The sequence below is a fragment of the Marinobacter sp. M1C genome (assembly GCF_023314135.1).
Taxonomy (GTDB): domain Bacteria; phylum Pseudomonadota; class Gammaproteobacteria; order Pseudomonadales; family Oleiphilaceae; genus Marinobacter.
In genome coordinates, this window is record NZ_CP092289.1 from 4,733,342 (window position 1) to 4,746,031 (window position 12,690).

Sequence of the window (12,690 nt, forward strand, 5' to 3'; positions counted from 1 at the left end):
TGAGACTGTGGCGTGGTACGGCGGCCGCGATACAGCGACCACCGCAAGAATAGCGCTTAACTGAGGGAATTACGCTGGCGCCCGAGGTTCCGATCAGATTTCGGTGGGCGCCAGAGTTTCAGAACAGAGCAGCGTTAAGCCAAAGGTGGGAAAATATGGCCAGCACGTAGCCCAAGGCAATAGCCGGAGTCCAGCGCAGGTGGCTCATAAAGGTGTAATGGCCACGGGCCTGGCCCATCAGTGCCACACCGGCCGCTGAGCCAATAGACAGCAGGGAACCGCCTACACCCGCTGTCAGGGTAACCAGCAGCCACTGGCCGTGGGACATGTCCGGGTTCATTGACAGCACCGCGAACATCACCGGTATGTTATCCACCACCGCCGACAAAATACCCACCGCAGCGTTAGCCAGGGTGTGGTTCCAGCCAGTGTAAATAAGCGTCGAAATTTCGCTCAGATAACCAATATAACCAAGGCCACCCACCGCCAATACCACGCCGTAGAAAAACAACAGGGTGTCCCATTCAGCACGGGCAATCGGGTTGAACACGTTAAACGGCAACGCCTTGTCCAGGCGGGTCAGCAAGCGGAAGTCCTGGTGCACCTCAGCCCGTTTGCGTTCATTTTCCACATGCTGTTTGAAAGTCCGGCTCAGGTAATAACCAAATATCTGAAGATATCCCAGACCCATCATCATGCCCACCACCGGCGGTAAGTGCAGGAAGTTGCTGCCACTAACAGCGGTGATGATGGTCAGCAGAAACAGGGCAACGCAGCGGCGAGCACCGCGCTTCATAATGACCGCTTCCGTCGCCGGGTTGGGCATGTCATTGGGAAGAAAGAAACTCATGATGATGGCCGGTACCATAAAGCTCACAAGCGCCGGTATGAACAGGTCGAAAAACTCCATGAAATCAACGACGCCCTTTTGCCACACCATCAGCGTGGTGATGTCGCCAAAGGGCGAAAATGCACCACCGGCGTTGGCCGCAACAACAATATTAATACAGCCTAGGCTGATAAATTTCGGACTGTTCTCACCCACTTTTAGCAATACCGCGCACATCAGCAAAGCGGTGGTCAGGTTGTCGGCTACCGGCGAAATACAAAATGCCAACACCCCGGTAATCCAGAACAGACTCCGGTAACTGAAACCTTTGCCCACCAACCAAGCCCGCAAGGCGTCAAACAACTGCCGCTCTTCCATAGCGTTTATGTAGGTCATCGCGACCAACAAAAACAGCATCAGCTCGGAAAACTCCAGCAAGTTGTGGCGCAGTGCCACTGCGGTGCTTTCGTTATCACCATTGGCCACGTAAACAGCGGCTACCGCAAACCAGATCAAACCAGCGGCTATCAACACCGGCTTGGATTTTCGCAGATGCAGCTTTTCTTCCATCATGACGAAAATATAGGCAATCACAAACAGCAGGATGGCAATGTAGCCCACCGGATGGTTGGTCAAGTCCATGGTCTCGGCCGGTGCGGCCAAGGCAGAACCACTAAAAGCAAATAGGGTGAAAAATACACTGAGAAGGAATACCGGCCAGCGCCGGGCAGCCACAGCGAGGGAGAGTGACATTGAGAGTGACATTAATAGGCACCTGAACGTGTTCTTGGGTTTTGGTAATTTAGAGTGCACTCTAAGAGTGGGCTCTATTAGAGCGCAAAGCAGTTGCAAAGAGCTTGACTGATGTCGTTTAAAGCCGCTTTTTCGTTAACTACCATTGGTTTTCATAGTGAAGATTTCGACAATTTACACTCGGCGCCGTACCGCTATCTGCGGTAACGGCGCCGAGCTTGTCCTCAGAGCTCGGGCAGATCCGTCACTGCACCGGTCGACGCCGAACTTACGGTGCGCGCGTACTTGGCTAGCACACCGCGGGTGTAGCGCGGTTGCGGTTGCTGCCAAGCTTCGCGGCGGTGTTGCAGTTCGTCATCACTGACGCTCAGCTCAATACTGTCGGCAACAGCGTCAATTACGATTTCGTCGCCGTCTTGCACCAGGGCAATAGGGCCGCCATCAAACGCTTCCGGAGTAACGTGGCCTACTACGAAGCCGTGGCTACCACCGGAGAAACGACCGTCGGTTATCAAGGCCACATCGCTGCCCAGCCCACGGCCCATAATCGCCGAGGTGGGTGACAGCATTTCGCGCATGCCAGGGCCGCCGCGTGGGCCTTCGTAGCGGATCACCAGCACATCGCCAGCCACCACGGTGCCATCCAGAATTCGCGCCTGGGCTTCTTCTTCCGAACCAAACACCCGTGCCCGACCTTTAAAGTGGGTGCCTTCTTTACCGGTAATTTTTGCCACGGAGCCTTCCGGCGCCAGATTACCAAACAAAATGCGCAGATGGCTTTCCGCTTTGATCGGCTGATCCAGAGGCTTGATGATTTTCTGGCCGTCGGCGTAGGGTTCTACTGTGGCCAGGTTTTCCGCTAGGGTTTTGCCGGTTACCGTCAGGCAGTCGCCGTGCAACATGCCGGCATCTAGCAGCATTTTCATCAGCGGCTGAATGCCGCCAATGGCCACCAATTCACTCATCATGTAGTGGCCGCTGGGGCGCAGGTCTGCCAGCAATGGAACCTTTTTACCGATACGGGTGAAATCATCCAGAGTCAGCTTTACACCCACCGTGTGGGCCATGCCAATCAGGTGCAGTACAGCGTTGGTGGAACCACCCAGAGTGATGATCACAGTGATAGCGTTTTCAAAGGCGGGTTGGGTCATGATGTCGGAGGGTTTGATATCCCGATCCAGCAGATTCATGACCGCGGCGCCGGCGGCTTCGCAGTCGGCTTTTTTGTCATTCGACACTGCGTTCTGCGCCGAGCTGCCGGGCAGGCTCATACCCAGTGCTTCTATGGCCGACGCCATGGTGTTGGCGGTGTACATGCCGCCACAGGAACCGGGGCCGGGAATAGCGGTTTCTTCAATCTGCTTCACTTCAATCAGCGACAGTTCGCCCTTGGCATGGGCACCCACCGCTTCGAACACGGAAATAATGTCGGTGTGGCCTTCGCCGGGCAAAATAGTTCCGCCGTAAACAAACACGCTGGGCCGGTTAAGCCGCGCCAGACCCATGATGCAGCCAGGCATGTTTTTGTCACAGCCGCCAATGGCTACCAGACCGTCAAAACCTTCACAACCGGCCACAGTTTCAATGGAGTCGGCGATGACTTCCCGCGACACCAGGGAATACTTCATGCCTTCGGTGCCGTTGGCAATGCCATCAGAAATAGTAATGGTGTTAAAAATAACGCCTTTGCCACCGGCCTGGTCTGCACCCTTACAAGCAATGTCGGCCAGTTCGTTGATGTGGCTGTTACACGGGGTGACCATGCTCCAGGTAGACGCAATGCCAATCTGCGGTTTGCTGAAATCTTCGTCGTTAAAACCGACGGCCCTCAGCATGGAACGGCTGGCGGACTTAGCCACACCGTCTACAACCGGGGCGGAATAACGGCGGCGAGGGTCTTGGGGGGTATCACTCATGGCGCTGTGTCCTTGTTTTTGTCGTCCTGTCGTTGCGGGTGACGGGCGGCTTTAAGAGGGTTGGGCCGCAAGTTTACACCAGGACTCCACAGCGCTGAAATATTACCGCGGTTGACGGCACAGAATGGGTCACACTTTTATCACTCACTCACATGCCGTTTGCGGCATCGTGTGCGGCGCGAGCTGAAAACAGCCGCGCCGCACATTGCGCCCGGTTAAAGGGCGCCTTAGCGAAACTGCTTTATAAACGCCTCAGACTCGGCAATGGACGCTTCCATATCGCGAATCAGGCTGTCTACATTTTGGCGAATCTGCCCAAGCTCGCCTTCCAAAGCGCCAATCGCCTGGGCGTTCAAATTGTGTTTCAGGAACAAAACCTGATCTTCAAACGCTTGCAGCACCGGGCCCATACGTTTTTCAACCTGACGCATACTGCTCATCAGACTGCTATAACGCTCGCGGGTTTCATCCAGCTGCCGCTCGCTGTTCTCGCGCAAAGCCGCGCTCTTATAAAGCTTCAGCTCGTCTTCCCACTCATCAAACAAAGCCGCCGATACATTCTCAACCGATTCGATACGGTCACGAACCCGTTTTGCTGCGTTCTCGCTGTTGTTATAAGCGTCACTGATTGTGTCGTATTTTTTCTGCAAGCTGGTATTAGGCGTGTCTACCACGCTTTGAAACCGCTCCAATGATGAACGGAAGGTTTCACGGGCGTCGCTTTGGGCATCACGGGCTTCGCCAACCCTGTCCACCAGGATATCGCGTTTTTCTACGCCTATTTGTTCCATGGCGCTGTAATACATGGAGCTGCAGCCGCTGAACAACACCAGCAGACACAATAGGCCGGTTACGCGGGTAAGTGCGGGAAAACGTTTTATGTGAGTAAACATGCTGTAAATAGGTCCTTTTGTCGCTGAATACGTCGGTTAACGAGACGGTGTTTAACGGGCTGTTATACTCTTTATGAACTGTAGCCTAACCACCATGGTAAACGCGCCATCATAATGCTTGAGTCATCTAATATCCCACACTGCCCCTGCGACGGCCAGAAGACCTACGCCGAATGCTGTCAGCGCTACCACGAGGGCACTCCTGCGCCCACACACGAAGCGTTGATGCGCTCTCGTTTCAGTGGGTTTGCACTCAAACTTGGCGACTATGTGCGCGCCAGCTGGCATTACAGCACCCGGCCACCAACGCTGAATCTGGACGACGCGCCAGACTGGGCGGCTCTGCGTATTTTGAGCAGCAGTCAGACGGGCGGAACCGGTCAGGTACACTTTCAGGCCATTTACCGGCTGCATCCGGGCTGGGGTTATTTACAGGAACACTCGCAGTTTGTGCGGGAAAATGGCCGCTGGTATTACCTGCAGGGCGAGCCCCACGAGGGCGTTCTGAAACCGGGGCGCAATGAACTCTGCCCCTGTGGTAGTGGCCTAAAATTCAAGGCTTGTTGCCTTTAGTTTGAGTAATATTTACCAGGGTGATTACCACGCCGTCAACCACATTATGGCGCCGGAATAGTGAACCCTGAACGATTGAGAAAAGGAAATTTTTTGGTGTGCGGTAGCGACCGGACGGCAAAAAAACAGTGAGTATTTTTATCTCGTTTAATAATCTTGTTGCGTTAAAATTTCTCCATTTTGACCGAACTCGCTGTCAAGTGTTGGACAGCTCGGAACATACGATGTGATGATATAGACGCAGACATCATGAGCTTCGTTCGCCTGCGGTTATCCCGCGCTGACCTCATCATTAAAGAGATTAGTGAAGCCTGCCGCAGTATTTCAATGTTTTTCAGTCAACAGGTGGCAAAACCTTGAAGCCCGTCTTTGGCGAACGCGTTCCGCTGAGTGATGAACTGCCTCTGAGCATTCTGGTGACCGATCAGAATGGCAATTGCCTTTACAGCAACGCCGCCTATCAAAAGCTGTGCGGCTGGTCCGGCGATGAGTTGATCGGCTCACACTGGAGCTTGGTTATCCATCCGCAGGATCGCGACGAAGCCATTAGCCATTGGGAAACGGCGGTGTCGGGGCAAGGTGACTTTCTATTCGAAGCACGAGTAGCACTTCGCAATGGCGACGTTGTCTGGACACGCCACAACGCGGCACTGGTGACGGACCACATTCCGGGTAGTGGTTACGTGCATGCGATTGAAGATATAAGCGTCTATAAACTCCATGAGAAAGCACGGAGAGTGGCCGAGGAACAATTGTTCGAGGAAAAGGAACGGGCACAGGTCACGCTCAACTCCATTGGCGATGCCGTGGTGAGTGTTGATATTGATGGCCTGGTGTCTTACATGAACCTGGTGGCACAGGCGTTGACCGGCTTCGACTTTAACGAAGCCATCGGGCGACCATTGAGCGAAATTTTCCAGGTAGTGGATTCAACAAGCCTCAAGCCCGTGACGAACCCAGCTCAACGGGCTATTCAGTCAAACAGTATCGTCGCCCTTGCAGCAAACACTTTGCTAATAACCAAAGACGGCTCAAAAGTCGCTATAGAAGATTCCGCAGCACCTATTCGCAACCGCGATGGCGTGGTTATCGGAGCGGTGATTGTATTTCACGACGCGCAGCTTTCTAACGAAACCACCTCCCGCATGGCGTACCTTGCACAACACGATACCTTAACCGGCCTGCACAATCGCAACGCCTTTTACGAGCGTTTTGAACAGTCCCTTGCGCTCGCAAAACGGCATAAGAAACAAATGGGATTGTTATTTATTGATCTTGATAAATTCAAGCAGATTAACGATGTTTTTGGCCATGATAGTGGTGACGCGGTTTTGACCACACTGGCTGGCAGGCTTCGAAGCTGTGTACGATCAACGGATATAATTTGCCGTTACGGTGGTGACGAATTTGCGGTGTTACTGAGCGAAATTGAGCAGCCGATTCAAGCGTTTTCTGTTGCCAAAAAAATAAGTAAAACGGCGGCGATGCCCATGGTAGTTGAGGGGCAGAACATTGCGCTTCAGCTAAGTATCGGCGTTAGTATATATCCCGAAAATGGCGAGACCGCCAAGGCGCTGATAAAAACAGCGGATGAGGCCATGTATAGCATTAAAAGCCTGAAACGCCAGCCAACCGACGCCAGAAGCGGGGTAGCCTTGGCAGAAAACCACGATAACTGGCCTAAAGAATGGTGCCGTAGGAAGACAGACGTTCAGTTTCTCTCTCAACCACCGCGTAGCATTCACAATTAAGCGCCTCGAGTGCCGACCTGTCGATGATGGTTATATGGCCACGGTGGTATTGAATTGCGCCCAGTTTCAGCCGCTTCCGTAACACCCTTGCAGCGAACATCCAGCACGTTGGCAGTGAGCTTCTGGGAAAAGCGACCAGCAACTGATTGTGTTCGGGGAGTCAACGACAGTTTTATCGACCTTGCCACCCTTATTTTGCAGTCTGTGGGTCAGTGTCGTAACAGGGTGTTCAGTGCATCACTATTTCCCCCTGACTAGCCAGAGTAGCACCAAGCTTCAACACAATGCTTATTGAAATGGAGTAGTGGATGTCTGACTTTTCACTTTTTGGACGCAGCTTAGTCAATGGTAAAGCTGAAGGTGAGATATTGTATGCCGACGCTGGTATTAGCTTTTGGGGTGGAATTCACTCTTCCACGGGTGAGGTGATAGATCGGCACCACTCGTTAAGCGGTCAAAATATAACTGGAAAGATTTTAGCCATACCCGGTGGGAGGGGCTCTTGCACCGGCAGCAGCGTGTTGCTTGAGTTGATAACAAACGGTCATGCACCGGCAGCCCTAGTATTTTCTGAAAGAGAGGAAATCCTTACTCTCGGTGTCATAATCGCTGACGTGTTATTCAAACAGTCGATCCCCGTTCTCTATCTTGATACAGAGTCATTTGCGACGTTGGAGCGAGCTCAGTTTGGTCGCCTTCAGGGAACGCAACTGAGCGTTTCTGACAGTCAGGCTGAAAACAGCCGGGACTCTGCGGATGATAAGCAAAGCATTACTGAAGGCTCAACAGTCGAACTCAGTCAGACAGACCGCGATGGTCGCGAAAAGGACATCAATGTTTGCATGGCAGTGACATTAGGCCGTGCCGTTCACGAACAGGCACGTGCGGCGGGTTACATCAGCAGATTAGAGACGTTTGGTGCGTTGCTGATCAATGACACTTGCTGGTGCATGATTGGCGAACCTGTCATATCGTCAACAGCCCGGACGCTGATGACGAACTCAGGAAAGTACGCCCACTACGCCCCTAACCTGACAGGGCGAAAGGTGCATTTTGGCAGCCTGGCCGCGTGTGTTAATGCCGCATGCAGTGGCCATGCAGGCGAACAAGTCCCGGAATGGCTGGCCGCAGCTACCTGAAACCATTTGATCAATTTTAAAGGAATTAAAATGACGACCCCTTTTCTAACACTTATCAAACGAAATTGTAGTGGTCGCTACCATACTTATTTTCCAATACAAAAAGAGCCAAAAATCTTGCCTAAAAGCTCGTCCGGCGTTATCTGTCCGGTAATTTCTCCCAGTGCATCCTGCGCAGCCCGAAGATCCTCCGCTAACAGTTCCCCAGCGCCATAGCCTTCAAGCTGAGCCTGGCCCTGCACCAGAAAATCGGCGGCTCGTTCGAGCGCGTCTAAATGACGGCGGCGGGCCAGAAAACCACCCTCAGTGGTGCTCGCGAAGCCCATACACTGCTTTAAATGATCCCTGAGTGCGTCCAAACCCGCGCTGGATTTTGCTGCCAAGCGGACAACCGGGGCCTGTTGTGGGGATATTTCAAATAAGCCTACGCTTTCACCCGATAAATCCACCTTATTGCGGATGACCGTAATCGGCGCTGCAGCTGGCAGCTGGTCAATAAAATCTGGCCAGATTTCATGAGGGCTGGTTTTATCAGTGGTGGTGGCATCCACCATGAGCAGTATGCGATCGGCTTGGCGGATTTCATCCCATGCGCGGGCAATGCCAATCTGCTCCACCTCGTCTGGGCTATCGCGCAAGCCGGCGGTGTCGATGATGTGCAGCGGCATGCCGTCAATGTGAATGTGTTCCCGCAAAACGTCGCGGGTAGTGCCTTCTATGGCAGTCACAATGGCCGCCTCACGGCCAGCAAGAGCGTTCAACAGGCTTGATTTACCGGCGTTGGGCCTACCGGCAATCACTACTTTCATGCCATCCCGCAAAATAGTGCCCTGCTGGGCTTCCAGCATGATGCCCTGAAGCTGGTCCCGCAGATTCTGAAGACCGGTGGCGACTTTGCCATCGGCCAGAAAGTCGATTTCTTCTTCCGGAAAATCGATAGCGGCTTCCACATAAATCCGTAGGTGGGTAACCGCGTCCACCAGCGTTTCAATACGCCGCGAGAACACGCCTTGCATAGAACGCACCGCGCATCTGGCTGCCTGTTCAGAGCTGCTTTCAATCAGATCGGCAATGGCTTCTGCTTGGGCCAGGTCGAGCTTGTCATTAAGAAAGGCTCGCTCGGAGAATTCTCCAGGCCTGGCCAGCCTTGCACCCAGGGCGCACACCTCCCTTAGCAGCAGGTCCAGAATAACGGTTCCGCCATGGCCCTGGAGTTCGAACACGTCTTCGCCGGTGAACGAGTGGGGGTTTGGAAAAAACAGGCCAATACCTTCATCGATCAACTCGCCTTGACGGTCTTTAAACGGGCCGTAGTGGGCATAGCGCGGTTTAGGTGCGTAACCCAGCAGGCTGAAGGCAATAACGGTCGCCTGGGGACCAGAAACCCGCACAATGCCGACGCCGGCTTGGCCGGGTGCGGTGGCGATGGCTGCAATCGTTTCTGTGGGGTGATTCATGGCTGCAGCTCCAGAGCAATATGAGCGGGAAAAGATCGTTTATAACGCTTGGTTTTTCAGAGTACTGAAACAACAAAGGCCCCATAACGGAGCCCTTGCTGGATAACCTGACTGATTAGACTATTTAGTGCCTTTTTCCGCCATTTGAGCTTCAATCTTGCGAGTAATGTACCACTGCTGACTGATAGACAGAACGTTGTTCACTACCCAGTACAGTACCAGACCTGCCGGGAACCACAGGAAGAAGATGGTGAATACGACCGGCATCAACTTCATGATTTTGGCCTGCATGGGGTCTGGCGGCGTGGGGTTCAGGTGCATCTGCAGCATCATGCTGGCACCCATGATAATCGGCAAAATGAAGTACGGGTCCATCACCGACAAATCGTGAATCCACAGCGCGAAAGGTGCGTGGCGCAGCTGTACGCTTTCAAACAGAACCCAATATAAGGAAATAAACACCGGCATTTGCACCAGTATGGGCAAACAGCCGCCCAACGGGTTGATTTTTTCACGCTTGTACAACGCCATCATTTCTGTGGACATACGTTGGCGGTCATCACCGTACAGTTCTTTCATACGAGCCAACTTAGGCGCTACCGCGCGCATTCGTGCCATAGAGCGGTAGCTGGTTGCTGACAGATGGAAGAACAGGCCTTTAACCAACACGGTCAAAAGTATAATCGACACACCCCAGTTACCGATGATTCCGTGGAACCAATTCAGCACAACAAACAACGGTAAAGATATGAAGAACAGCCAGCCAAAGTCCACGGTACGGTCCAGATTTGGAGCTACCGTTTCCAGTCGGTCAATAATTTTTGGACCAACGTACGCCGATGCGCCTACTTCAACGGTTTCCCCAGCAGGTACGTTCGTTGCTGGATAGACAAAACCCATAACAGCCAAGGGGCCGCGGCGTGTGGTTTGGAACTGGGCCTGCTGGTTTGGCTCTGGTACCCAGGCTGTCAGGAAATAATGCTGCAGAAACGCCATCCAGCCGTTGGTGACAGACTGGTTGATTGGTTTGTCTTTAAGATCGTCAAAGTCATACTTTTCATAAGGATCTTCAGGCGTGCTGACGACTAATCCCAAGAAAGCTTTAATACCCATGCTATTTTGGGACGTTTGATCACCGGCCTGGTCACGCACAATTTTGCCGGTAAAGTTCGCTTGCCACTCACTTTCTGATTGGTTATCGATCAAGTAGCGGATACCAATCTGATAGTCGTCGCGGTTGAAGGTGAAGCGTTTGATAATGTTTACGCCGCTGCCAGTGGTGTAATTTAAATCCACTGCCAGCTGATTTTCACCTTCAGCCATCTGGTAACTAGTCTGAGGTGAGCTGTACACCGGTACATCGCCATTACGGCTGTTATCCGGGCCATCTCGACCTATGAGTCCGCTTTCCAGCACGTATAGCCGGTTTTGGGTATTCGACAAGAGCTTTAATGGCTCGTTACCGTTCAGTTCCTTGTCATACTGCAGAAGGGAGCTGCTGATAAGATTACCGCTGACACGGTCTATGGTGATGTCAAACACATCTGTTATTACGTGAACGTATTGATTGCTAATGCTACCACTGTTCGTGCTATTCGTGCCGCTTAGCGCAGTCTTGTTCTCTGGCGTGGCTAACTCACCGGAGTTGTCAATATTGGCGCCACCTGCCTCGGGCAGCGTCATGTTTTCACTATTACTGTTGGCGGAAAAGTCTACAGGCTCACTGTTTTGAGCGACTGGTACAGGCTGGTGATAGTCTTCGTTCCAAGCGAGCACCATCAGATAACTGACGATCGCCAGGCCGGCAAAAAGTACGATGCGTTTAATATCCATAAATTTACTGTCTGGGTTCGTGAGTTGTTGGAACTTGATGGTGCTTGGCAGAGCAGGTGCCCGGAACCGGATCATAACCGGAACTCCCCCACGGATGACACCGCAGCAATCGTTTTAACGCGAGCGAAGAGCCTTTAGCGGCGCCGTGCTGGGTAATAGCTTGGGCAGCGTAATCTGAACAGGTGGGGTAATAGCGGCAACGGCTGGGTAGCACCGGGCTGAGACAATACTGATAAAAACGAATGGGCAGTAGCAAAAGCTGGCGCATTATTCCGTTCCTTTTGCTTTGCCAGGTGTTACAGAGGCTACGGACGCCGGGGAGGATTGCAGTTTGCTGTATTTGCGTTCCAGTCGCTGCCAGAGATCCAGCAGGGCTAGATTGACCTGATTATTGTCTAACTGTGCTAGGCCCTGACGGCCAAGAATAATGATGTCCAGTGCCGGGAGTTGCCGTTTTAACCTGAATGTTTCACGAATTCGGCGTTTAACACGGTTGCGCTGAACAGCCAGTTTCAAGTTCTTTTTTGCAAATATAAGACCGATTCTGGCATGTCCCAGAGAATTGGGCGTTGCCAGAATCAGAAAATTCCGGTGAGGAACTTTCAGTTGCACGTCATCGAAGACTTTGCCGTAATCAGCCGGTTTGAGCAGGCGATGTGATTTCGGAAAGTTCAAAGCCTTCATGAGGCAGACCAAAAATTACGCAGACAGACGTGCGCGACCTTTTGCACGACGGCGAGCCAGAACTTTACGGCCATTTGCAGTGGCCATACGGGCACGAAAGCCGTGAACGCGCTTACGCTTCAGTACGCTTGGTTGAAACGTTCTTTTCATGGGAATGATCTCACAATTCTGGATTAGGAATTCAGTCTGTGGTTGGAAAATGAACAACCAAAACAGGAGCGGCATTCTATGCAAATCCTAGTGGAAATTCAACGCTAATAAACGGGTTGTTTTCACGGATGCCGAAATAAGTTTATTGAGCCTGGTTAATTTCCCTTTTCAGCTGGCACGCCGTCTGTGCAAAAAAACATAAAACACGTTCAGTTAACTGTAGTAATTGTTCTTTTATAATTCTCTTTAAAGATTGAATACTACTGTTATTACACAGGCCTTTTTCTGTGGATAAGGAGTTTAAAACGATATAAATCATGTGGTTGTCCAGTTGGCGAAGGTGATAACAAGTGCCAGTGAGGGTTGTGGATAAGGGTGATGCAAATTGTGGATAACTTTAGATCAGGAAAATCAGGTTAGTTATGCACCTTGTGTGCCCAGGTTTTCCACAGGGGCCAGTGGCAGATGTACACACACCTCTGTGCATAACATTTGTGTTTTTATTTTCTGTACACAAGGCTGTCAGTAAGTTTATAAGATTATGAAATATATTATTATTTTTATCCACAGGCTGTTTATGAATTGCTTCGAGTGCTTTTACTGGTGGTCTCGGCAGGGTAGAATCGCGAGTTCTCTTCAAAGGCTCGTGGTGTAAAAATCTCAAGGCCTCAGAAAAACGCAGTGTTTTGTTATCAGGTGGTGCCGATACGGT

General features: G+C 51.9%; 11 protein-coding genes and 1 pseudogene. 3 read left to right on the forward strand and 9 right to left on the reverse strand.

All coding sequences use genetic code 11. From position 1 onward, the window contains the following. Window positions 1-118 precede the first annotated feature (118 nt). The 3 genes from nhaD to MIH19_RS22355 form a co-directional block, all read right to left on the reverse strand. Window positions 119-1,594, reverse strand: coding sequence for a sodium:proton antiporter NhaD (gene nhaD / locus MIH19_RS22345; protein WP_249006943.1), 1,476 nt, complete (start codon window positions 1,592-1,594; stop codon window positions 119-121). A 212-nt stretch (window positions 1,595-1,806) separates the two neighbouring features. Continuing rightward, window positions 1,807-3,498: a dihydroxy-acid dehydratase gene (ilvD, locus tag MIH19_RS22350; protein WP_249006944.1), complete on the reverse strand. Its 1,692-nt coding sequence runs from the start codon at window positions 3,496-3,498 to the stop codon at window positions 1,807-1,809. Window positions 3,499-3,725: 227 nt separating this feature from the next. Continuing rightward, window positions 3,726-4,391, reverse strand: coding sequence for a DUF2959 domain-containing protein (locus tag MIH19_RS22355; protein WP_249006945.1), 666 nt, complete (start codon window positions 4,389-4,391; stop codon window positions 3,726-3,728). A 114-nt stretch (window positions 4,392-4,505) separates the two neighbouring features. Between MIH19_RS22355 and MIH19_RS22360 the strand changes: the two genes are divergently transcribed. Both MIH19_RS22360 and MIH19_RS22365 read left to right on the forward strand, forming a co-directional pair. Next, entirely contained in the window at window positions 4,506-4,964 is a 459-nt protein-coding gene (locus MIH19_RS22360) for a YchJ family metal-binding protein (RefSeq protein ID WP_249006946.1), read from the forward strand. Window positions 4,965-5,320: 356 nt separating this feature from the next. Continuing rightward, window positions 5,321-6,715: a diguanylate cyclase gene (locus tag MIH19_RS22365; RefSeq protein WP_249006947.1), complete on the forward strand. Its 1,395-nt coding sequence runs from the start codon at window positions 5,321-5,323 to the stop codon at window positions 6,713-6,715. Here the strand turns inward: MIH19_RS22365 and MIH19_RS22370 are convergent. Next, window positions 6,645-6,843, reverse strand: a pseudogene (locus tag MIH19_RS22370) (Crp/Fnr family transcriptional regulator); the annotation flags it as partial. The gene MIH19_RS22365 and the pseudogene MIH19_RS22370 overlap by 71 nt on opposite strands. A gap of 180 nt (window positions 6,844-7,023) precedes the next feature. Here MIH19_RS22370 and MIH19_RS22375 point away from each other — a divergent pair. After that, window positions 7,024-7,854, forward strand: coding sequence for a DUF126 domain-containing protein (locus MIH19_RS22375; RefSeq protein WP_249006948.1), 831 nt, complete (start codon window positions 7,024-7,026; stop codon window positions 7,852-7,854). 86 nt (window positions 7,855-7,940) lie between these two features. On the opposite strand, the gene mnmE is transcribed toward MIH19_RS22375, so the two are convergent. The 5 genes from mnmE to rpmH all read right to left on the reverse strand — a co-directional run bounded on the left by mnmE (window position 7,941) and on the right by rpmH (window position 11,978). After that, the gene (gene mnmE / locus MIH19_RS22380) at window positions 7,941-9,311 is read right to left on the reverse strand and encodes a tRNA uridine-5-carboxymethylaminomethyl(34) synthesis GTPase MnmE (protein WP_249006949.1); all 1,371 of its coding nucleotides are present in this window, start codon (window positions 9,309-9,311) and stop codon (window positions 7,941-7,943) included. A gap of 120 nt (window positions 9,312-9,431) precedes the next feature. Then, window positions 9,432-11,144: a membrane protein insertase YidC gene (gene yidC, locus MIH19_RS22385; protein ID WP_249006950.1), complete on the reverse strand. Its 1,713-nt coding sequence runs from the start codon at window positions 11,142-11,144 to the stop codon at window positions 9,432-9,434. 4 nt (window positions 11,145-11,148) lie between these two features. Next, entirely contained in the window at window positions 11,149-11,412 is a 264-nt protein-coding gene (gene yidD, locus MIH19_RS22390) for a membrane protein insertion efficiency factor YidD (RefSeq protein ID WP_249006951.1), read from the reverse strand. Beyond that, window positions 11,412-11,828 (reverse strand): ribonuclease P protein component, encoded by a 417-nt coding sequence (gene rnpA / locus MIH19_RS22395; protein ID WP_249006952.1) that lies wholly within the window; start codon window positions 11,826-11,828, stop codon window positions 11,412-11,414. The genes yidD and rnpA overlap by 1 nt, the downstream gene beginning before the upstream one ends. A 15-nt stretch (window positions 11,829-11,843) precedes the next feature. After that, window positions 11,844-11,978: a 50S ribosomal protein L34 gene (gene rpmH, locus MIH19_RS22400; RefSeq protein ID WP_026224022.1), complete on the reverse strand. Its 135-nt coding sequence runs from the start codon at window positions 11,976-11,978 to the stop codon at window positions 11,844-11,846. Between the last annotated feature and the right edge of the window lie 712 nt (window positions 11,979-12,690).

Excerpts from the sequence above, each read along its gene's own strand:
- nhaD (WP_249006943.1), bottom strand. The coding sequence starts at position 1,594 with ATGTCACTCTCAATGTCACTCTCCCTCGCTGTGGCTGCCCGGCGCTGG.
- ilvD (WP_249006944.1), bottom strand. The coding sequence starts at position 3,498 with ATGAGTGATACCCCCCAAGACCCTCGCCGCCGTTATTCCGCCCCGGTT.
- MIH19_RS22355 (WP_249006945.1), bottom strand. The coding sequence starts at position 4,391 with ATGTTTACTCACATAAAACGTTTTCCCGCACTTACCCGCGTAACCGGC.
- MIH19_RS22360 (WP_249006946.1), top strand. The coding sequence starts at position 4,506 with ATGCTTGAGTCATCTAATATCCCACACTGCCCCTGCGACGGCCAGAAG.
- MIH19_RS22375 (WP_249006948.1), top strand. The coding sequence starts at position 7,024 with ATGTCTGACTTTTCACTTTTTGGACGCAGCTTAGTCAATGGTAAAGCT.
- mnmE (WP_249006949.1), bottom strand. The coding sequence starts at position 9,311 with ATGAATCACCCCACAGAAACGATTGCAGCCATCGCCACCGCACCCGGC.
- yidC (WP_249006950.1), bottom strand. The coding sequence starts at position 11,144 with ATGGATATTAAACGCATCGTACTTTTTGCCGGCCTGGCGATCGTCAGT.
- yidD (WP_249006951.1), bottom strand. The coding sequence starts at position 11,412 with ATGCGCCAGCTTTTGCTACTGCCCATTCGTTTTTATCAGTATTGTCTC.
- rnpA (WP_249006952.1), bottom strand. The coding sequence starts at position 11,828 with ATGAAGGCTTTGAACTTTCCGAAATCACATCGCCTGCTCAAACCGGCT.
- rpmH (WP_026224022.1), bottom strand. The coding sequence starts at position 11,978 with ATGAAAAGAACGTTTCAACCAAGCGTACTGAAGCGTAAGCGCGTTCAC.